Source organism: Paenibacillus sp. JNUCC32 (genome assembly GCF_014863545.1).
Lineage (GTDB): Bacteria > Bacillota > Bacilli > Paenibacillales > Paenibacillaceae > Paenibacillus_AQ > Paenibacillus_AQ lautus_A.
Genome location: NZ_CP062260.1, coordinates 2,951,295 through 2,972,100, shown reverse-complemented (window position 1 = coordinate 2,972,100; position 20,806 = coordinate 2,951,295). Strand labels below are relative to the sequence as shown.

General features: G+C 51.0%; 18 protein-coding genes. 15 read left to right on the top strand and 3 right to left on the bottom strand.

All coding sequences use genetic code 11. The features are described from left to right. Window positions 1–41: 41 nt before the first annotated feature. Complete coding sequence (locus tag JNUCC32_RS13125) at window positions 42–689, top strand: trimeric intracellular cation channel family protein (RefSeq protein ID WP_192572668.1); 648 nt, start codon at window positions 42–44, stop codon at window positions 687–689. A 70-nt stretch (window positions 690–759) separates the two neighbouring features. After that, complete coding sequence (locus tag JNUCC32_RS13120; protein WP_096773396.1) at window positions 760–1,224, top strand: low molecular weight protein-tyrosine-phosphatase; 465 nt, start codon at window positions 760–762, stop codon at window positions 1,222–1,224. A 303-nt stretch (window positions 1,225–1,527) separates the two neighbouring features. Here the strand turns inward: JNUCC32_RS13120 and JNUCC32_RS13115 are convergent, their stop codons facing one another. Further along, window positions 1,528–2,256, bottom strand: coding sequence for an alpha/beta hydrolase (locus JNUCC32_RS13115; RefSeq protein WP_036665370.1), 729 nt, complete (start codon window positions 2,254–2,256; stop codon window positions 1,528–1,530). Between the two features lie 256 nt (window positions 2,257–2,512). Here JNUCC32_RS13115 and pdhA point away from each other — a divergent pair, with 256 nt between their 5' ends. The 8 genes from pdhA (at window position 2,513) to JNUCC32_RS13075 (ending at window position 13,279) form a co-directional block, all read left to right on the top strand. Continuing rightward, window positions 2,513–3,580: a pyruvate dehydrogenase (acetyl-transferring) E1 component subunit alpha gene (gene pdhA, locus JNUCC32_RS13110; RefSeq protein ID WP_036665657.1), complete on the top strand. Its 1,068-nt coding sequence runs from the start codon at window positions 2,513–2,515 to the stop codon at window positions 3,578–3,580. A 166-nt stretch (window positions 3,581–3,746) separates the two neighbouring features. Further along, on the top strand, window positions 3,747–4,724 hold the full coding sequence (locus JNUCC32_RS13105; protein ID WP_009589183.1) for an alpha-ketoacid dehydrogenase subunit beta: 978 nt from the start codon (window positions 3,747–3,749) through the stop codon (window positions 4,722–4,724). Between the two features lie 29 nt (window positions 4,725–4,753). Continuing rightward, window positions 4,754–6,076 carry a dihydrolipoamide acetyltransferase family protein gene (locus JNUCC32_RS13100; RefSeq protein WP_015734700.1) on the top strand — a complete coding sequence of 441 codons (1,323 nt, stop codon included), beginning with the start codon at window positions 4,754–4,756 and terminating at the stop codon, window positions 6,074–6,076. A gap of 3 nt (window positions 6,077–6,079) precedes the next feature. Next, window positions 6,080–7,495, top strand: a complete 1,416-nt coding sequence (gene lpdA / locus JNUCC32_RS13095) for a dihydrolipoyl dehydrogenase (protein ID WP_009589200.1) — start codon at window positions 6,080–6,082, stop codon at window positions 7,493–7,495. A 196-nt stretch (window positions 7,496–7,691) separates the two neighbouring features. After that, window positions 7,692–8,486, top strand: a complete 795-nt coding sequence (gene thyA, locus JNUCC32_RS13090; RefSeq protein WP_192572335.1) for a thymidylate synthase — start codon at window positions 7,692–7,694, stop codon at window positions 8,484–8,486. Between the two features lie 68 nt (window positions 8,487–8,554). After that, complete coding sequence (locus JNUCC32_RS13085; protein WP_036665368.1) at window positions 8,555–9,043, top strand: dihydrofolate reductase; 489 nt, start codon at window positions 8,555–8,557, stop codon at window positions 9,041–9,043. A gap of 341 nt (window positions 9,044–9,384) precedes the next feature. Continuing rightward, on the top strand, window positions 9,385–10,872 hold the full coding sequence (locus JNUCC32_RS13080; RefSeq protein ID WP_015734702.1) for a glutamate synthase subunit beta: 1,488 nt from the start codon (window positions 9,385–9,387) through the stop codon (window positions 10,870–10,872). Between the two features lie 115 nt (window positions 10,873–10,987). Beyond that, a complete protein-coding gene (locus tag JNUCC32_RS13075) occupies window positions 10,988–13,279 on the top strand; it encodes a type IA DNA topoisomerase (RefSeq protein WP_192572334.1) in 2,292 nt (763 codons plus the stop codon). A 73-nt stretch (window positions 13,280–13,352) separates the two neighbouring features. On the opposite strand, the gene JNUCC32_RS13070 is transcribed toward JNUCC32_RS13075, so the two are convergent. Beyond that, on the bottom strand, window positions 13,353–14,090 hold the full coding sequence (locus JNUCC32_RS13070) for an HAD family hydrolase (protein WP_192572333.1): 738 nt from the start codon (window positions 14,088–14,090) through the stop codon (window positions 13,353–13,355). 16 nt (window positions 14,091–14,106) lie between these two features. Continuing rightward, entirely contained in the window at window positions 14,107–15,024 is a 918-nt protein-coding gene (locus JNUCC32_RS13065; RefSeq protein WP_192572332.1) for an ArsR/SmtB family transcription factor, read from the bottom strand. Window positions 15,025–15,153: 129 nt separating this feature from the next. Here JNUCC32_RS13065 and JNUCC32_RS13060 point away from each other — a divergent pair, with 129 nt between their 5' ends. The 5 genes from JNUCC32_RS13060 to JNUCC32_RS13040 all read left to right on the top strand — a co-directional run bounded on the left by JNUCC32_RS13060 (window position 15,154) and on the right by JNUCC32_RS13040 (window position 20,676). Further along, entirely contained in the window at window positions 15,154–16,335 is a 1,182-nt protein-coding gene (locus JNUCC32_RS13060) for an MFS transporter (protein WP_192572331.1), read from the top strand. A gap of 83 nt (window positions 16,336–16,418) precedes the next feature. Then, complete coding sequence (locus JNUCC32_RS13055; protein ID WP_009589188.1) at window positions 16,419–17,138, top strand: phosphonate ABC transporter ATP-binding protein; 720 nt, start codon at window positions 16,419–16,421, stop codon at window positions 17,136–17,138. Window positions 17,139–17,278: 140 nt separating this feature from the next. Further along, window positions 17,279–18,523 carry a hypothetical protein gene (locus JNUCC32_RS13050; protein ID WP_139083827.1) on the top strand — a complete coding sequence of 415 codons (1,245 nt, stop codon included), beginning with the start codon at window positions 17,279–17,281 and terminating at the stop codon, window positions 18,521–18,523. Window positions 18,524–18,526: 3 nt separating this feature from the next. Next, entirely contained in the window at window positions 18,527–19,225 is a 699-nt protein-coding gene (locus tag JNUCC32_RS13045; RefSeq protein ID WP_009589197.1) for a response regulator transcription factor, read from the top strand. After that, window positions 19,222–20,676: a sensor histidine kinase gene (locus tag JNUCC32_RS13040; RefSeq protein WP_015734708.1), complete on the top strand. Its 1,455-nt coding sequence runs from the start codon at window positions 19,222–19,224 to the stop codon at window positions 20,674–20,676. Before JNUCC32_RS13045 ends, JNUCC32_RS13040 begins: the two co-directional genes overlap by 4 nt. Window positions 20,677–20,806: the final 130 nt, after the last annotated feature.

The following is a 20,806-nucleotide window of genomic DNA, read 5'->3' as shown; positions in this document are numbered from 1 at the left end:
TATGTAAATTGACGGGGGAGCGGGGGAACTGAATTTTGGACATGCATGTGTTTGACGTATTCAGCATCATTGGCACCATTGCGTTTGCCATGTCCGGAGCTTTTGTGGCAATGGAAGAGGAATACGATATTTTGGGGGTTGTGGTGCTTGGATTGGTCACGGCCTTCGGCGGGGGTATTATAAGAAACGTCCTGATCGGCGTGCCGGTTACCACCCTGTGGGGTCAGGGAGATTTAATCATGCTGGCGATGATTTCGGTTTTCGTGGCGTTTGTGCTGCCGCTCGGCTTGATTCAGCATTGGAAGAAAACGGAGGCCTTGTTTGATGCAATCGGGTTATCCGCCTTCGCGATTCAAGGAGCATTATATGCTACGCAAATGAATCATCCATTGAGCGCGGTCATCGTGGCGGCTGTGCTGACAGGCAGCGGCGGAGGAATGGTCCGCGATTTGCTGGCCGGGCGGAAGCCGCTCGTGCTGCGCGACGAGATTTACGCGGTCTGGGCCATGTCAGCAGGTGTCGCTATCGGCTTAGGGGTCGCCACCAAGACCTGGCAGCTGTTGACCTTATTTGTTATAGTCATCGTTTTCAGGATGCTGTCCGTTCTATATAAATGGAGATTGCCCAGAAGGTCGCTGCACGCAGCCCAGTCTTCGGCAGCCAGCGGAAAAGAAGTCAGATCCGGTTAAAATAAGGTATGGAACAGATTAAATAAAATTTCTCGATTGCGATTCATCATAGCGTGGAGGTGGAAGGACCATGGTATCCGTTTTGTTTGTATGTTTGGGCAATATCTGCCGCTCGCCCATGGCGGAAGCGGTGCTGCGGCATAAAATAGTACAGCGCGGGCTGCAGGATCAAATAAGCGTGGATTCGGCCGGCACCGGGGATTGGCATATCGGCAGCATTCCCCATGAAGGCACGAGAAAGCTGCTCGACAGCTGGCGAATCAGTTATGAAGGAATGGTCGCGCGCAAGGTAGTCAGCGAGGACCTTGAACGTTTCGATTACGTTATCGGCATGGATGATTCGAATGTAACGAATATCCGCAAGTTAGCTGGAGGCGATCAGGCTGAGATTTTGAAGTTCATGGATTTGCTGCCGAACGAAAAATTGCGCGAGGTGCCCGATCCGTATTTCACCGGAAACTTTGACGAAGTGTACCGGCTGATTGATGCGGGGTGCGACATCTTACTGGACAAAATCATGGAAGAAAAGCTATAATCGATTCGAACAAGCGGTGAATCAGCCGCTTTTTTGAAGAACATCATTGAAAGCGATACCAAGAAGAACGGGCTGCTGAACATAAAAGATGAACAATGCACATTCCATAAAAAATGCGCGGTTGTTCATCTTTTTTTGGAGTGGGGCAGAAGCTGCAGACGATCATGTCCTAGCTTTGCCTCACAGGTATTCTTTTTGCCAACGGATTTCAATCGTAACGCATGGAGTCCCGAGTGGGACAGTTAAACCATTTTGCAGTAACAGGTCATTTATATAGCCCATGGATTTTGCCGATTCAAACATTTAACCAAGGAAGTACATAAGGGCAGCAGGGAGCTCTTTTTGCCAAAATCCCCAAAGGTGACGACCTTCTTTTTCAAGATATGATACGGTAGCACCCCGTTCTTCCAGCAAAGCCTTTGTTGAGCGATTTAATTCGACGAAGTTATAGACACCTGTATCGGTTGCGTAGTTGTCTTCTTGCAAGCCTACAATCATGTAAATGTTGAGCCAGGACAAATCACGCTCTTCCTGAATCATGTTCTGGGTCTTCTCATAGTAGGCCCCGGACAAGCTGATGATTCTTGTGAAAAGATGCGGATAACGCAAGGCCAAATGCACGGAGACGCTTCCCCCGAGGGAGTCGCCGGCAAGCACTCTTTCCGCAGGCTCTTTGCGCACGGGATATTTTTGCTCCACGAAGGGAATAATCTCTTCGGCGAAGCAGGACAGGTAAGCATCGAAGCGGTTGCCGAACGGCGCGTACTCCTCGGTTCGTACCTTGGTGTTCACTTCCACGCCCACAATGATGAACGGCTCCACGCCTTCTTCGAGGATGAGCTGGTTGGCCCAGGTCGCGATGCGGCCGAAGTTGAAAAATTCCTCTCCGTCCTGACAGTAAACGACGGGATAGCTGAGGATTTCATTGTATCCGGGAGGAAGATAGATGCGCAGCGTTCGAGTCTCCTGCAAAAACTTGCTGTCAATCACTTCTTTTACGATGGTTCGCTTCAATAAACGTTCATTCGTCATCATTCGTCACCTTTTTCGGGTTAGTTTTTGAAATGCGGTAAACAATAAGTTAAAATTACCCTGACATGTTGAAGTTGTCTGCTGTTCTATGATGTTTGTCATACTGTTATAGTATTATTCGTCAACTGTTATACATACAAACGTGAAAGAATATGAAATTTTATCCCGTATTTCTTTGACGAATGGAGTGAAACAGGTGTATAATAATTCTATAACAGCGGAACTTGATATTCAAATATTTATTGAGGTGAAAAAAATGACCAAGGTTCCTTATGAAGTATATACCGAGGAAGTAGGTACTCTATCTGTACTTTCCCCGGATGGCAAAATCGTAAACAAAGATCTTCTGCCTGAATTGTCGGACGATCAACTGAAAGAAATTATGTACCGTATGGTATTTACCCGTACTTGGGACGACCGCGCCGTAAACCTCGGCCGTCAAGGACGTCTCGGTTTCTACGCTCCTGTATCCGGTCAAGAAGCTACGATGGTAGGCAGTGAGTTCGCGCTTGAGAAAGACGACTTTATCTGCCCGGGCTACCGCGATATGCCGCAAATCGTATGGCATGGACTTCCGCTCTACCAAGCATTCCTTTATTCCCGCGGACATCAGCATGGCGGACAAATTCCCGAAGGCGTTAACGTATTGATGCCTCAGATCATCATCGGCGCGCAAATCCTGCATGCCATGGGTATCGCGATGGGCTACAAATTGAAGAAGCAAAAACAAGTGGTTATTACGTATACCGGTGACGGCGGCTCTTCCGAGGGCGACTTCTACGAAGGCCTGAACTATGCAGGCGTGTACAAACTGCCGGTCATCTTCTTCGTGCAAAACAACGGCTATGCAATCACGACTCCGTTCTCCAAGCAGACAGCAGCATTGTCTATCGCGCACAAAGCTGTAGCAGCCGGCATCAAAGGCGTTAAAGTTGACGGCATGGACGTTCTCGCGGTGATCAAAGCGGTTCAGGATGCTGCAGAGCGCGGCCGCAACGGTGAAGGCGCAACGCTGATCGAAGCCGTGACATACCGTTTCCGTCCGCATTCCTTGTCTGACGACGCTACGAAATATCGTACGAAGGAAGAAGAGGGCGAGTGGAACGAGAAGGATCCGATCGCGCGTCTTGCGAAGTACCTGGAAGCCAAAGGCCTCTGGACAGAAGAAGATACAGCTCGCGTGAAAGAAGAAGCGAAAGCGAAAGTCAACGAGCAAATCAAAAAAGCAGAACAAACGGAAAAAATGACGGTACCTGGTTTGATCGACAGCATGTTCGAGCAAACGCCGAAGCATTTGGAAGAACAGAAAGCCGATTTCCAATAAGAGTGACGGGCCGATGATTGTCAAAGGTTGATCCTGGATGATCATCCGGTTTGTCATGGGCGCATCAGGTCTTGTTTTTAAATAACGTTTAACATCGATATATAGCCTTATAAGGCATCACACTGGAAGAACAGTGAACTGTATTTCTTAAGGAGGAAATGAAGCAATGGCACAAATGAACATGAAAGAAGCGATTCGCGACGCCATGCGCGTTGAATTGAGCCGTGACCCTAACGTTGTCATCTTCGGTGAAGACGTAGGTAATGTCGGCGGTGTTTTCCGGGTAACGGAAGGCCTTCAAAAAGAATTCGGGGAAGAGCGCGTATTCGATACGCCGCTGGCAGAGTCCGCTATCGGAGGTTTGGCGGTAGGTCTCGGTATTCAAGGCTTCCGTCCGATCGCTGAAATTCAATTCGTTGGATTTATCTTTGAGGCACTCGACCAAATCGTCGTTCAAGCAGCGCGTATGCGTTACCGTTCCGGCGGACGCTACAACTCCCCGATCGTGTTCCGTACACCATTCGGCGGCGGGGTAAAAGCGGCTGAGCTGCATACCGACGCACTCGAAGGTTTGATCACACAAACCCCGGGTATTAAAGTTGTAGTACCTTCCAATCCTTATGATGCAAAAGGACTCATGATTGCAGCGATTCGCGACAATGACCCTGTATTCTTCATGGAGCACTTGAACCTGTACCATGCGTTCCGCGCTGAAGTTCCTGAAGGTGATTACACCGTTGAGCTTGGCAAGGCTAACGTGGTTCGCGAAGGAACGGACGTTACGATCATCGCTTACGGCCTGATGGTTCATACTGCTACGAAAGCGGCAGACGAGCTTGAAAAGAACGGAATCAAAGCCGAAATCATCGACCTGCGCACCATTTCTCCAATCGACATCGATACCGTGCTGGCTTCGGTTAAGAAAACCAACCGCGCCATCGTGGTTCAAGAAGCACAGAAATCTGCCGGCGTAGCCGCAGAAGTAATCGCTCAAATCAACGAGAAAGCGATTCTCCACCTGGAAGCACCGGTGCTTCGCGTTACGCCGCCAGACACCGTGTATCCATTCGCTCAAATCGAGGACACTTGGTTGCCTACTCCGGCGCGTATCGTTGATGCCGTAAATAAAGTATTGAATTTCTAATAGCAGCAATTTCTAGGGAGGTTTTTCAGTTGGCAAAATTCGAATATCGTTTTCCAGAGCTGGGCGAAGGTTTGCATGAAGGTGAAATCATCAAAATGCATATCAAGCCGGGCGACAAAGTAACAGACGACGACATCATCATGGAAGTGCAGAACGACAAGGCGGTCGTAGAAGTTCCTTGTCCCGTGAACGGTACGGTTCAAGAAGTTTTTGCCAAGGACGGTCAAGTATGCCGTGTCGGTGAAGTGGTTGCAATCATCGATGCTGAAGGTGACATTCCTGAGCAAGAGGCTCCTGCCGAAGAGCAGTCCGCTCAAGAAGCCGACGCAGCGAAAGGCAGCGCAGATACGACGTCTTCCCCGGCTCAAGATGCTCCTGCTGACGCTAAACAAGGCGGAAACGGCGAAGCAGCGACGCCTGCAGCACCTAACCGTGAAGTTCTGGCTACGCCAAGCGTGCGCAAATTCGCTCGCGAGCAGGGCGTTGACATCGCACAAGTTCAAGGCTCCGGCAACAACGGAAAAGTGACCCGCGAAGATGTAGAAGCCTTCAAGAACGGTGGCGGCCAAGCAGCAGCAGCTCCGGCTCAAGAAGCTGTTTCCGAGACGAAAGCGGCTCCTGCAGCAGCATCCGCAGCGGTGGACACTCGCGCAGAAGAAGAGCGCGTGCCATTCAAAGGTATCCGCAAAGCGATCTCGAATGCTATGGTTAAATCGGCTTACACCGCTCCTCACGTTACGATCATGGACGAAGTGGACGTAACCGAGCTGGTAGCGTTCCGTACCCGCATGAAACCGATCGCTGAGAAGAAGGGCACGAAAGTTACGTATCTGCCATTCATCGTTAAAGCACTTGTTGCGGCAAGCCGTCAATTCCCTGCTTTGAATGCGATGATCGACGAAGAAGCGAACGAAATCGTGTACAAAAAGTACTACAACATCGGTATCGCCACGGATACAGATAACGGTCTGATCGTACCGGTTATCAAAGATGCGGATCGTAAGAGCATCTGGATGATCGCTGACAGCATCCGTGATCTGGCTGCACGCGGCCGTGAGGGCAAACTGGCTCCTAACGAAATGAAGGGCAGCACGATTTCCATCACGAACATCGGTTCCGCAGGCGGCATGTTCTTTACACCGATCATCAACTTCCCGGAGGTTGCTATCCTCGGTACCGGCCGCATCAGCGAAAAAGCGGTTGTGAAGAACGGCGAGATTGTAGCAGCACCTGTTATGGCGTTGTCCTTGAGCTTTGACCACCGTATCATCGACGGCGCAACGGCTCAAAACTTTATGAACTATATTAAACAACTGCTCGCTAACCCTGAGCTGCTTGTTATGGAGGTGTAACTAATGGTAGTTGGAGATGCTTCTTTAGATATTGATACTCTAGTCATTGGTGCTGGTCCTGGTGGTTACGTGGCGGCGATTCGTGCCGCCCAACTGGGTCAAAAGGTTCTGATCGTTGATAAATCGGAACTCGGCGGCGTTTGCTTGAACCGTGGTTGTATTCCTTCCAAGGCTTTGATCGCTGCAGCTCATCAGTTCGAATCCGCGAAGCATGCCGATGCATTCGGTATTTCCGTGGAGAACGTAACCGTTGATTTCGCGAAAACGCAGGAATTCAAAAACGGCGTTGTCAAAAAAATGACCGGCGGCGTAGCCGGTTTGCTGAAAGGCAACAAAGTGGAAGTTTTCAACGGCGAGTGCATGTTCATCAACGAAAACGAAGCGCGTGTATTCAATGATCATGAATCTCCGCGTTACCGCTTCAAGAACTGCATCATTGCTACAGGTTCCCGTCCAATCGAACTGAAGCCATTCCCGTTTGGCGGACGCATCTTGTCTTCCACCGAAGCATTGAACCTGCCTGAAGTACCGAAGAGCATGATTGTCATCGGCGGCGGCTACATCGGTGCCGAGTTGGGTCAAATGTACTCCAAATTCGGTTCCAAAGTAACGATCATCGAAGGTCTGGACAGCGTTCTGGCTGGCTTTGACAAAGACATGACAAGCCTCGTTACCAAGAACATGAAGAAAACCGGCATCGAAATTATCACAGGTGCTAAAGCTGAAAGTGCTGAGCAAAACGATAAAGAAGTTACCGTGAAATACTCCGTGAATGGCGAAACCAAAGAAGTAACAGCTGATTACCTGCTGGTTACGGTTGGCCGTCGTCCGAACACGGACGGAGAGCTTGGTCTGGACCTGATCGGCCTCGATATGGATGAGCGCGGATTCGTGAAAGTCGACCATCAAGGACGCACCAGCATTCCGCATATCTTCGCAATCGGGGATATCGTGTCCGGCCTGGCGCTTGCACACAAAGCTTCCTACGAAGGTAAAGTGGCTGCTGAAGCGATCTCCGGAATGCCGTCCGTCGTGGATTACAAATGTATCCCGGCCGTTGTGTTTACGGATCCTGAATGCTCCAGCGTAGGTTACACCGAAGCTCAAGCGAAGGAAAAAGGCCATAAAGTAAAAGCTGGCAAATTCCCTTACGCAGGCAACGGACGTTCCGTATCCTTGAACCATCCGGAAGGCTTCGTGAAAATCGTGGCCGAAGAGGGAACAGGGCTTATTCTCGGAGCGCAAATCGTGGGTCTGGAAGCTTCCAACCTGATTGCCGAGCTCGGCCTTGCTATTGAAATGGGCGCTACGCTTGAAGATGTAGCTTTGACCATCCATGCGCATCCGACGCTGGGCGAGATCGTTATGGAAGCGGCGGAATTGGTAATGGGTCATCCGATCCACATCATTGCCCGTTAATCCGTAGACGTATTTTCGAGTCATTATATATTCAGCCAGGAGGCAGAGAACGCGCAGGCGGTTTCTGCCTCCTGTTTTTTTATGAAGATATGCCAACGGATACCCGCCCTCTCCGGGCAGGGTTATTTTAAGCATCCCAATCATTCCGTGAACATGGTAGACTGAGGATATGAGATTTTAGTGAGGTGACTATGAGATGAAACAATATTTGGAGCTGCTGCAGGACATACTGGATCATGGCGTAGAGAAGGGAGACCGGACGGGTACGGGAACGTTGTCCGTATTCGGAAGACAGCTGCGTTTTGACCTATCCCAAGGGTTTCCGCTAATGACAACCAAGCGGATTCATCTGAAATCGGTCGTACATGAGCTTTTGTGGTTCTTGAGCGGTGAAACGAATATCCGGTACCTAAAAGAGAACGGCGTGCGGATATGGGACGAATGGGCGGATGAAAACGGGGATTTGGGCCCTGTCTACGGCTCGCAGTGGCGGGCATGGGAAACGCCGGATGGACGCCATATCGATCAGATCGCCAATGTCATCGATTCGATTAAGAATAATCCTGATTCCAGACGACATATCGTCAGTGCCTGGAACGTGGCGGAGATTGATAACATGAAGCTGCCGCCGTGCCATTTTGTATTCCAATTCTACGTGGCGGGCGGGAAGCTTTCCTGTATGCTTACCATGCGCTCGGTGGACAGCTTCCTCGGGCTGCCGTTCAACATTGCCAGTTATGCGCTGTTAACCCATATGGTTGCCCAGCAGTGCGACCTGGAGCCGGGGGAATTCATCTGGTCGGGCGGCGATGTCCATATTTATTCCAACCATATGGAGCAGGTGAGAACGCAGCTTGAACGCGAGCCATATGCGCTGCCGAAGCTGGTGATCAAGCGCAAGCCGGACAGCATTTTTGATTATGCGTACGAGGATTTTGAATTTGAGGGTTATCAATACCATCCGACCATTAAGGCGACGGTTGCCGTATAAGTTTAAATTGGGTTATGGAGGCTCCATGCGGTGACATCCATAAGATCAATGGAAGGAGAGACGGTGTAATGATATCGATGATATGGGCAATGGGCAAGGATCAGGTGATCGGGCTGAACGGCACGATGCCGTGGCGCTTGCCGCGGGATATGGCCTTCTTCAAGGAGAAAACCCTCCATAAAACGATCCTGATGGGGCGCAAGACTTGGGATTCCTTTGGCGGCAAGCCGCTGCCTCACCGAAAGAACATCGTGCTGACGAGAGATGAGAGCTTTACGTTGACGGAGGATCAGGGCATCGTGATCCATGACATCGAGAACGCGTTACCCTATTCGAAGAATGAGGAACTGATGGTGATTGGCGGATCGCAGATTTATGAATTGATGCTGCCGAAAGCGGATCGTCTGTACTGCACGTTCATTGACGAGAGTTTTGAAGGGGATACGTACTTTCCCGAAGTGAACTGGGAAGAATGGAAGATCGTCGAAGAAGTTCCCGGCATCACGGATGAAAAAAATCCGTATGCCTACCGTTTCGTTACGTTTGAACGGAAATAAACAGCTCGATGGCACGATTCGGAGGGATAGACTTACCGCCTTCCGTCCATGTTGACAATGCTTTCATAGTAGGATAATACAAATGATCATGCATATAGTCCATTTAACAGGCGAAAAGCGAAATGCTACTATATTTCTAATGTTTATGCAAATGGCTGCTTAAATAGCCGCGAGTAGTGGGGATTCATGCTTTGATAAAAATTTTTTTAGCATAAATAGAAAAAATAAATCAGGCTGAAACCTGTTTCTTGGCTCATCTGACGATAGATGTCGGATGATTTATGATATGATAAATTGTACATGGTAATCAGCATGGATAGAACGGATGGGGGTAAAGCAGTATGTCTACACCAACAGGATTTATGGAATATCAGCGCCAGCTTCCGGCAGACCGGAGCCCGGCTGAACGAGTTAAAGACTGGGAAGAGTTTCATAAACATTTAGAAGAAGATGAGCTCCAGACCCAGGGAGCACGCTGCATGGACTGCGGTACGCCATACTGCCATACAGGAATCGATATGGTCGGCGGCACATCGGGCTGCCCGATCCACAACCTGATCCCGGAATGGAACAATCTTGTATATCGGGGCTTGTGGAGAGAAGCTCTGGAGCGTCTCCACAAAACGAACAATTTCCCTGAGTTTACCGGACGCGTATGTCCAGCGCCTTGCGAGGGTTCTTGTACCGTCGGTTTGATCGGGGAGCCGGTTACGATCAAATCCATCGAGCAGGCGATTATCGACAAAGGCTTTGAAGAAGGCTGGGTCGTTCCGGAGCCGCCCGAGAAGCGCACAGGAAGACGCGTAGCCGTTGTCGGTTCCGGTCCGGCAGGACTGGCGGCAGCAGCACAGCTGAACAAAGCGGGCCATTCCGTCACCGTCTACGAGCGTGCGGACCGCATTGGCGGCTTGTTGACCTACGGGATACCGTCCATGAAGCTGGACAAGGGCATCGTGCAGCGCCGTGTCGATCTGCTCGCGGCGGAAGGCGTCGAATTTGTCGTGAACACCGAGATCGGCAAGGATATTCCCGCCAAGCAGCTGATGGAAGACTATGATGCCGTCGTACTCTGCGGCGGTGCAACAAAGCCGCGCGAATTCAACATTGAGGGCAGTGATCTCAAGGGCATCCATTACGCGATGGATTACCTGAACGGAACGATCAAGAGCCTGCTGGATTCCGGTCTTGAAGACGGCAACTATTTGTCGGCAAAAGACAAGGACGTTATCGTCATCGGCGGCGGCGACACCGGCTCCGACTGCGTGGCGACAGCGCTGCGTCACGGCTGCAGCAGCGTTACCCAGTTCGGTACGCATAAACAGGCTCCGCTGCAGCGCGATCCGATTGCGAACCCTTGGCCGCAATTCCCGAACGTGTATACACTGGATTACGCCCACGAGGAAGCCAAAGCGCTGTTTGGCAACGATCCGCGGGAATTCTCCATCATGACCACGAAATTCGTCGGAGATGATGAAGGGAACCTGAAAGAGCTTCATACCGTTCAAATCGAGCGCATTGTAGATGAAACCGGCCGTAAAGTGTATCAGCCGATTCCGGGCACGGAAAAAGCGTTTCCTGCACAAATGGCGTTCATCGCGATCGGTTTTGACGGACCGGAGCAGACGCTGGTAGAACAGCTTGGACTTGAAACGGACCGTCGTTCCAATGTTAAAGCGCCGTATGGCAAATATACGACGAATGTGGATAAAGTATTTGCAGCCGGCGACATGCGCCGCGGACAAAGCCTTGTCGTGTGGGCGATCAATGAAGGCCGCGAGGTGGCACGCGAGGTAGACAAATATCTGATGGGCGCGACCGTACTGGTTTAATCCTTCTCCTAAATATGCTATCATGAATATAGTAGTTAAAGGGACTTCGCGAGAGCGAAGTCCTTTTTGGAGTTAGCCTCCGCGCCAGGCTGCTCATCGGGGAGGAGAATGTCATTTGAAAACGTTGGTCATTGCCGAAAAGCCGGATATGGGACGGAATATCGCTGCGGTCATCGAGCCGCGGGCCAAGAACAACCGTACATATCTTGAAGGTGAGCAATACATCATAACTTGGGCTATCGGACATCTGGTTGGGCTGGCGGAGCCGGATGCATATGATCCGAAGTACAAACGCTGGAATTTACGGGACCTGCCTATCATTCCGGAGCAATTCAAAATCATCCCGAATCCGAAAACCAAGGATCAGCTGAAGGTCATTGGAGAGGTAGCCAAGCGCTGCAGCCATATCGTGAATGCCTGCGATGCGGGACGAGAAGGACAATATATTTTCGCACTAATCCAACAACAATTAAAACTGAAACAGCCTGTAAAAAGACTATGGATCTCGGATTTAACGCCGGAAAGCATTGGCCGCGGCTTTGCGGAGCTTAAGGACGGCGTTGAATTCGAGAATTTAACGCAAGCTGCGCGCGCACGCAGCGAAGCCGATTGGTTGATCGGCATGAATGCGTCGCGCGCCTTTACGACCCGCCATCAGACGTTGCTGTCGGTTGGCCGGGTGCAGACGCCGGTGCTGGCACTGATCTATGACCGGCAGAAGGAGATCGAAGCCTTCGAATCGCAAACGTTCTACGACGTGAAAGCTTTGTTCAAGCAGGATCAGCTGGAGTATACGGGAACCTGGCAGGGAGAGCGGCTGACCTCGCAGGAGAAAGCAGAGACGATTGCAGCCAAGGTCCATGGAAAGAACGGCACCATCACTAAATATGAAGTGAAGGAAACGAAGGAATACCCGTTCAAATTGTATGATTTGACCCTGCTTCAGCGTGAAGCCAATGCCAAGTACGGTTACTCTGCCAAAAAAACGCTGGATCTTGCGCAAGCGTTATATGAACGCCACAAGGTGATCTCCTATCCGCGTACGAACTCCAACTATGTGAATGAACAGAATATCGAAGGCATGCACAAGGCCCTTCATATGCTCAAATCGACCTCGTATGCATCAATGGCCGCAGGAGCGGATCCGAGCCGGGTGCACGTCAACAACAAAGCGGTATGCAATCCGCAGCGGGTTGAAGATCACCATGCCATTCTGCCGACATTAAAGCGGCCGGGCACGCTCAGCAAGGAAGAGCAGCATATCTACGATCTGGTCATCACCCGGTTTCTGTCGCATTTTTATCCTCCGGCCATGTACAAGCAGCATACGGTGCTCACCGAGGTCGAAGGGGAAACATTCAAGACGGGAATCAAGGAGCTTTTGTCGCTTGGATGGAAGGTGTTGATTGCCCAGGATACGGAGAAGAAGAAATCCAAATCTTCCAAGAAGGGGAAAGAGGACGAGGAAGAGGAGAATCAGGAATGGAACGACCGTTCCTTTGACCTTACGCCCGACAAGCCGGTGCAATGCAAAAAATCCGAAGTGAAGGAAAAGGCTACCCAGCCGCCAAAAAGTTATACGGAAGGCACGCTGCTGAAGGCCATGGAAAGCGCCGGTAAGTCCATTGAGGATGAAGCGCTTCGGGATGCGATGAAGGATAGCGGTCTCGGAACGCCGGCAACCCGGGCAGCCACCATCGAGCGGTTGAAAAAGGTCGGATATATTACGATGCAGGGCAAAAAAATCACCGTAACGCAAAAAGGAAGAACGGCGGTGGAGCTGATCCGGCATGCCGGCGTCGAATTGCTGGCTTCGCCCGAGATGACAGGCCAATGGGAGCGGCGCCTCCACCAGATCTCCAAAGGCGAAGCTTCTGCTGACGTATTCATGCAAAACGTGCAGAAGTTCACCGTTTCGATCATAAACAAGGTATCCTCGCAGCGTCCGGCGCCTTCGTCGCTTTTCGGCGGAGATGAGGACAAGTCCAAAGGAAGAGGGAAGCGAAGCGCGTCTAAAGCGGCCCCAGCCTCGAAAGCGAAGAATGAGCGCACGAGCAAGCCCACTCCGAAATCAGCGCCTGCCGATTCAAATGAAGCGCCGTCCGTACGATCTCCCTTGGGGCGCTGCCCAAGCCCCGGATGTGACGGGCATATTATTGAAGGGCGCAAAGGTTACGGCTGCGCGAATTTCAAAACCGGCTGCAGCTATGTCATCTGGAAGGAATTTGCCGGAAAACAAATTTCTCATGCGATGCTGAAATCCTTGCTGCTTCAGGGAAAGACCCAAGTGTTATCCTTTAAGAACGAGGACGGCAGCACGTATAAGGGCAGGCTTGTCCTTGCTGCGGGCGGTAACGGGCAGCTGGCCGTTCAGGCCGTGGACTCCAGTGCGGCCGTAAAATCGTAGAACGTCGAGGGTTAAGCCAAAATAACGAGCCGATCCGGGATATTACTCCAGGATCGGCTCGTTGTCCGTTCGATTAAGTTAAATGCTCTTCAATGACTTCCGGCACTTCAGTCAACGCCGAAACGGTATAGAGCACATTATGCGGCTCTTGCTTCAGCTCGACCAGATTATACTGCCACTCGCGCTGCTGCTTGATGTAGATGCTGTTAATGCCTGCCGTCAATGCCGGAACGACATCCGTGCGGAGCGAGTTGCCGATCATCCACGTGTTCGAGCGGACGAACGACCCCATGCCGAGAATCTCCTCAAGCGCCGTGATGTTTTTATGCTGGCGGATATAAATCCGGTCTTTAAAATAGTCCGCCAGCTTCATCTGTTCGATTTTTCGCTTCTGTATTCTCGTTTCGCCCCCGGTATAGAGGTGAAGGCAGTGGCCATCCTCTCGAAGCTTCTCCAGCGTTTCGACCATGCCGGGGTAGGCTTCAATCTCCTGCTCGTATACGCTGAGCCCCAACTGGTAGAGAAGCTCCTCTTCCTTAGGCGAGGTATCTCTCCCGTGAATTCGGCCGAAAAAATGGTATGTATCGATTAGGGACTGGGGGAAGTTCGCGCTCGCGAATCCCATCTTGTCGATGCCGGCTACGTCGATTTCCATTTGCTTGGCTCGGATTTCTTGGGTGGTTACTTCATAAGGCTGAAACCATTCGGTCATCCATTCGAAATAATCGCCGAGAATCAGGTCGAAATACTTGTTGCAATGTATTAATGTATCATCCATGTCGAAGATAATATGCTGAGATGTTTTACTCATGGTACGCTCCTTCATACTAGGAAAGTCGAATGTAAGTCTCCAGGAACATTTGCAGCTCGGCTGCACCATCCGGCCGTAGGCTGAATCTTTCGTTATTTTCGGATTTCAGATGGGAGCGCAGCAGGCCCGCCGCCCTCAAGATCATCAGGTGGTGCATCAATTGCTCGTAGGGCTGTCCCAATTCGGACGCCATTTCGGACACGGCCTTCGGCTCATCCGCAATATATCTCAGCAGACGCAGACGTTCCGGATCCGCGAGAGCCTCGGTCATGCGCAGGAGAACGACGGGCGGCTCATCCTCGTCTTCTTCCGGTATATCAATAGGGTACTGCAGTAGGAGTACATTATCATAGAAGCAATAGGTATTGATCGGACGAAAATGCGTACCCGGGAACAAAACCACGTTTTCTTGCGGCACGTTATCCAGAATGACTCCGCTGGAAGCATATTCGATCAGATTTTCGTCGTCCATTTTCGGAAGCAGCATTCGTTTCTCTTCGGCATCTTCCTCCAGAAGATGGTACAGCTCAGGCTCCACTTCGGAAAAGTAGTGCTCATACCAGAGCTTCATCAACGGTGTGTAGTTTTCTCGAATTCTGGCCGTTTCATCCCGCGTGAGGGACGGCAAGTGAGGCTGAAGCAGGCCATGAAGCTCTTCCACCGGGGAAGATTCGATCCAGCCCAGAAAATCAGGGATTTCAAGGTGCTCTCCTCGAAGCATGATCAGGGCGTATAAGACATCGTAATCCGCGAGCGGCCATGAGCGGGCTCCACTGAACTGGACACGTACATGCTGCGGCAAACGCTCATCCATCTCCGTTATCAGCTGTTTTCCAATATCCAGGTTATCGGTCCATTTCCTTGTTGCATATATCATGAAGCTGCCCAGCAGCTCATAAACCATGGATACATCGATACTAACTTTATATTTCATGTACGGATACCCTCCCAATTGATGGCATTGTTATTATTATGGCTTGTATCGATTGGGCTTGTCCACTATAATGTTCATTTGGCTGTTTAAATTCATCGTTTTTTCATATTAGAGGAGGACTATATTTCAGTGACAGAAGCTGTTACCCCCCGTCAAGGGAGAACTCATTATTTTATTTTAATTGCCGTCGTGGTTGCGGCTGGTTTAAGCCAGGGACTGCTATTGCCGGTGCTGGCTATTTTTTTGGAACGGATGGGCATCTCATCCTCCATGAACGGATTGAACGCGGCTGCTTTATATGTAGGCTCATTTGCCATGACGCTGGTTGCGGAACGGCTTCTCGGCTGGGTCGGTTTCAAAAAACTGATCGTATCGGGTCTCGTGCTGGTGATGCTGTCGCTGGTCGCTTTCCCGTTGATTCCGAGCGTAGCCGTCTGGTTTGTGCTGCGGGTGCTAGTGGGCATCGGCGATAGCGCGCTGCATTATGCCGCCCAGCTGTGGGTGCTGATGATGTCAACCGTGAAGAACCGGGGGCGGAGCATTTCCTTTTACGGCATGTCCTACGGTCTGGGATTTAGTATAGGGCCGCTCGGCATTCCTCTTCTGAAATACGGCGAAGCGGTACCGTTTCTGATTCTGGCTGTGCTGTTCTTGTTCATTCTGCTGGTCGTTCTGTTCAAACTTCCGAATTTGAAGCCGGAAAAAAGCGAGCAAGGAGAGCAGCAGCCGGCCGGCCGCTATCTCAAGAGCTACCGGCTGGCCTGGTTTGCCTTGATTCCCGCATTTTTATACGGATACATGGAAGCGGGGATTAACAGCAATTTCCCGGTCTATGGGTTAAGAAGCGGGTTCACTTTAGGCGAAATTTCGACATTGCTGCCCTTTGTCGGCATCGGCGGACTCCTGCTGCAGCTTCCCCTCGGCATCTGGAGCGATAAATTCGGACGCAAGCGGGTGCTGACGATCGCGGGGATCGTGGGAGGCTGCAGTTTCCTGCTGATTCCGGTAGCCGGAACGAATTTCTGGGCAACCTTACTATTACTGACGGTGGCCGGCGGCTTGGTCGGTTCTTTCTTCTCCCTCGGTCTGGCTTATGCCGCGGACATCCTTCCCAGGGTGCTGCTGCCGGCGGCCAACGTCGTGGCTTCCTTCCATTTCAATGCCGGCAGTATCGCAGGGCCGAATGCGGGCGGCGCTATCATGGAAACCGGGTGGAACGGGGGAATCTTCGTTTTGCTCGGCGGCTTGTATATTGTGTTTGCGTGCACGGGATTATGGTTCAAAGGCAACAGCGTTTCATTCGATAAATAGAAACATGCGTTCTCATGGCAATTGCTTTCGCTTTCTTCTAAACTAGAGAGTAGGAATATGCACTTGACGGGAGAGACGATAACATGATTAAAGTGGATCGGCTGAAGAAAACGATGGGTCCTGAACGTACACCGGTGTTAAAGGATATCACATTTCAGATGGAACACGGGGAAATGATCGGTCTGATCGGTGCGAGCGGAAGCGGAAAAAGTTTGCTGATGAGCTGTCTGTCGATGCAGCAAAAATGGGACGGCGGCAAGCTGACGATTGACGGCGAAGATATGATGAATCCCGCCGGAAAACGAAGAATTCGACGGGAATGGGCTTATCTCGAGCAGAATCCTTCCCTAAACGTAAATCGAACGGCGCTTAAGAATGTATTGATCGGACAATCCAGCCAAACGCCGCTGTGGCGGATGGTTACCGGGATGGTCCGGTCTGATGATTATATGGGAGCCATGGATACGATCGAGCACCTGGGTTTGCTGGACAAGGCAAAACGCAAGGCCGGCGAGCTGAGCGGCGGCGAGAAGCAGCGGATTGCCATTGCCCGGGCGCTCGTTCACGGCGCTAAGGTGATTTTGGCGGACGAGCCTGTCACGGGACTCGATCCGGCCTCAGCCGAGCATGTTTTGAAGACGCTAAAAACCTTGTGCGAGGAAGAGCGTCTGACGGTATTTACCGTCATCCCGCTTGAGCTTGCGGAGAAATACTGCACCCGAATCATGGGGCTGTCGGGCGGCCAACTGGTAGTGGATGTGACCGGAAGACGTTTAACCCATGGCGAGAAGTCAAGACTGTAATTATTGATCACTTGACGCAAGGCGAAAGCATAGAAATGAGTTGATACTTATTGAAATATAGAGTGATGCAAGCCCTCTTGGCCGGCTTGTTACTATTTATCATAAGCGGCTGTACCTTTATCCAGGATCCGGTGTCTTTAATGAAGCGACCGGATCTGCCGACGGACAAAGCGACGCTGAACGGCGCCATCCAGTCCGCGCTCCAGAAGATCAAACTGGACAACGGCGCTATCATTCGGCCGCGAAGCGACGTCGACAGCAGTTCGATCCGAATTCATGACCTGGACAATGACGGCGTTATGGAAGCCGTCGTTTTCTATCAGACGCCGGATGAAGAGGTGAAAATCCACGGCATGATCATGCAGCAGCAGGGTGATACCTGGGTGAAGAGCCTCGATTTCGACGGAGAAGGAACGGTTTTGGAGTCATTTGATTTCGTTGATTTTACGAACGACGGCAAGGTTGACATCGTAGCCGGTTTCTCCCGCGGAGAAGAGAATCTTCAGAACCTGCTGGCCGTGTATTCATTCTCCGGGGATTCGCTCGAAAAAATCCCGGCTTTGCCGTATACGCATTTCAATATCGGAGACATGAACGGCGACAAGGTCAAGGATATTACGGTGGTATACCTCCAGCAGAAAGAGCTCTCGTATATCAGCACCTATCAATACGACAAATTCGAGGATGCTTTCGTTGAGCTGAACAAACTGGATTTGGGACCAAATATCGAAAGTTATTACAATGTTGTCGCAGGTAAAGTGGCCAAAAACAAAGAAGGTATCATCTTGGATGCTTCGGTCGTGTCCAACTCTTCCTATTCCAAGCTCATTATCATGGAGGACAACAAGTTTATTGACGTGCTCCAGGATGAACTGCTTACTTACAAGGAACTGCCGGTTGAGAGCGAGGACGTGAACGATGACGGTATTTTAGAGTTTGGTGTGCTTACTAGGCCAAGCGGCTGGGAAGATCGGCTGATCCTGGACGAAATCCCGTTCTTCACCACGTACTTCCAGTGGGACGGAGAGGTGCGGGAGAGCAACGAAGTAGAAGGGCTTCAATTCGTGCTCCAAAGATACTACGATATGAATAATCGCTTCTATCTGGATTTTCCGCCGGATATGTACAATAAAATTACCATTACGCCGGAATCCAACAAAAATGCTTATTTGAATTTTGTCATGACCGACACGGGAGAGTCCGTCGCGGAAATCAAGTTTTTCTCCACGGCCCAGTGGGGGAAAGCCGAATCCGATTGGGAGATCTTGGTGAAGGAGAAAAACCGCGTCATCGCTTATCGAAGCCATGGCGATCTGAAATTGAGTAAAAAAGATAAAAAGCCAAGCAGCAACAATGTGGCTCCTATCGAAAGAAAGGGGAACTAGACCTTGAGTAAAGTGCTCATATTAGAAGATGAAGAATCCATTCGCAGTTTTATCGTAATTAATCTGAAACGGAACGGCTTTGAGGTGCTGGAGACCGAGAACGGCAATGAGGCCCTTCGCTTGCTGCAAACGACGCCAGACATCGATATCGCCTTGCTCGACGTCATGGTTCCGGGAATCGACGGCTTTGAAGTATGCCGCAGAATCCGGGAAACGAACGAGCGGATCGGCATTATTTTCCTGACGGCAAAAGTTCAGGAGCAGGACAAAGTGTATGCCCTATCCGTCGGAGCGGATGACCACGTAAGCAAACCGTTCAGCCCGACGGAACTGATCGCCCGGCTGCAATCCCTTCTGCGCAGGGTGAACGTTCAGCGTGCGGGTGCCGCCAAGGTATCCTTCCAATCGGGTCCGTTCACGCTGGATCTGATTTCCAAGCAATTCAAGAAGAACGGGCAGCCGGTGGAGCTGACGCCTACGGAATTCTCGCTGGTCCAGTTCTTCCTGGAAAAAGAAAACACGCCGCTTAGCCGTGATGTGCTGCTTGATCACGTATGGGGCAAAGAATATATGGGCGATCCCAAAATCGTGGACGTGAACATTCGGAGACTTCGCCAAAAAATCGAAGGCAATCCTTCCGAGCCGGAATACCTCCAGACGGTATGGGGACACGGCTATAAATGGAAGGGTCAGGGACAATGATCATCAAAAAAGGCATTCGGCGGCAAATCGTGCTGCACTACTTCCTGGTAGTGTTCATCGCCTTGCTGCTGATTGAGGTTATTTTTCTAATCGCTTTACGATCGTATTATTACGATACGGTGTACAACCATATGGTGAACCATATCCGTACAGCCAACGATTTCTATCAGCCCTTTCGACTGACCTCGTCGGACAACGTCAATCAGCTGAGCGAAATGGTTCGCCATTTTGAACTGTATAATACGGAGCTTCAAATTTTGAACCCGGCTGGGCAAGTACTCTCAACTTCGACCGGCTTCGAAATAGAGCAGACCATCAAGACCAGCGATGTCACCCAAGCGCTTGCAGGCAATACGAGCCGTTGGATCGGCAAACAGCAAGGCACGGGCCAGATCGTGATGGCGGTGTCCCAGTCCGTTTCGAACGGTTTTGAAAATACGTATATTCTCCGTTACGTGACTTCGCTGGAATACGTAAACGACAAGCTGATGAAAATGACGCTGTTTGCCGTCAGCATCGGGGCGGCCGTTCTGGCGATCGTGCTTGCTTTCAGCATCGGGCTGGCCAATTCCATCGTAAAGCCGCTCAACAACATTACCACGGTGTCCGCTCAGATGGCCAAAGGCAAGTTCAACGTGCGGATCAAGGGCGACTACAAATACGAGCTTGGCGAGCTTTCGTCGACCTTGAATTACATGGCGCAGGAGATTGTGCGAAGCAATCAGGTGAAGGACGACTTTATCTCCTCGATCTCGCATGAGCTGCGAACGCCGCTCACAAGCATCAAGGGCTGGAGCGAAACGCTTGACTCCGGCGGCTACGATCCGGAAGAAACGAAAATCGGAATGCAGATCATCTCCAAGGAAACCGACCGGTTGATCGGCCTTGTCGAAGAGCTTCTGGATTTCTCCAAGCTCCAGCAGAATGAGATGAAGCTGGTGAAGGGCATCGTGAATTTACGGGAGCTGCTGCAAGAGATCATGCTCAATCTGTGGACGAAAGCCGAGAAGAAGGGCGTTCAGATCAAACTGGAGTCCGACGAGAAGCCGATTATCTATGGGGACGTCAACCGCTTGAAGCAGGTATTCCTGAATATCGTGGACAACGCGGTTAAATTCTCGCATGAGAACGGGGTAATCAACCTGTCCTTCGCGATGGAAGAGAAGTTTGTTATCGTTACCGTACAAGATCACGGGATCGGCATCTCGGACGAGCATCTTCGGCGGGTAAAGGATCGGTTCTTCCAGGTGAATCCACTTAACGGGGGAACGGGACTGGGATTAGCGATCACGCAGCAGCTCGTTGAGCTTCACGGGGGCACGATGGAAATGGAAAGCGAGCTCGGGCACGGAACAGCCGTGATCGTCAAGCTGCCGCTGCCTGAGGGGAAAATACCGATGGCCGGCGGGTTGGAGAACGGTGAGGATGACGCAGCCGGGCCGATGGCCTAAGCTTTGCCGGCAATCCGGCAAAGCTTTTCTCAACTTTACACCCGCAAAGTATTTGGACTAAGATCGATGCATAGTCTCCACTTTGTGGGGTATTGTTTTTGGGTCCCCCGCAAAGTAATTGGAATAAAGC